Here is a 753-nt window from a genome sequence, read left to right as displayed (position 1 = left end):
CTGCTGCCTTAGCCTTGTCTTTAGCCACTGGGTTAACTGCTGCTATTGCGGCAATTCCGTCTGCTTGCGCTTTGTCCACGCCTGCTTGGTCGCTTGCTGCGTCAATGGCTTGGATAGCTTTGTCCGCTGCCGCTTTAGCTTGTTCCTTAGCCGCTGCTTTTTCTGCATCTGAAAGGTTAGCGTTCGCATCAATCTCGGCTTCTTTTTCCTTAAGCTTAGCTGCTACTGCTTCCTTAGCTTTGTCCTTAGCCACTGGATTAACTGCTGCTACTGCGGCAATTCCGTCTGCTTGCGCTTTATCTACGCCTGCTTGGTCGCTTGCTGCGTCAATGGCTTGGATAGCTTTGTCCGCTGCCGCTTTAGCTTGTTCCTTAGCCGCTGCTTTTTCATCGTCGGATAAGTTAGAATTATTATCGATTTCTTTTTCTTTCGCTGTTTTTTCAGCATTGATTGCTGTAATTGCAACTTCTTTTTCGATAGCTAATTTTCCTTTATCTTTTGCAGAATTGATACCATCTTCAGTTGTTGCTTTATCAATAGCATCTGTTGCATATTTTGCTTCTTTATCTACTTTTGCTTTTTCTTCCGCCTTTTGTTCTGGCGTTAAGGTTGTACTAGCTTCAATAGCATCTATCGCTTTTTTAGCAGCAGCTGCAATTTCTTTTTTAGCACCATCTCTATCAAGAGCTTTCAATAATTCTGCTGCTTTGTCTAAAGCTGTTTTCGCTGCTTCTACTTTAGATTGAGCTTCTG

Annotated in this window: 1 protein-coding gene; it reads right to left on the bottom strand. The window is 43.4% G+C overall.

The genetic code is table 11. The features are described from left to right. Window positions 1–753: DUF1542 domain-containing protein (locus tag HT688_RS11495; protein WP_172923814.1), on the bottom strand; the 753-nt coding region annotated here is incomplete at both ends.

It is taken from the genome of Streptococcus sp. 1559, from assembly GCF_013276735.1.
GTDB classification, from domain to species: domain Bacteria; phylum Bacillota; class Bacilli; order Lactobacillales; family Streptococcaceae; genus Streptococcus; species Streptococcus pseudopneumoniae.
The sequence above is the reverse complement of the archived record's forward strand: the minus strand, read 5'-3'. Positions and strand labels throughout refer to the sequence as shown.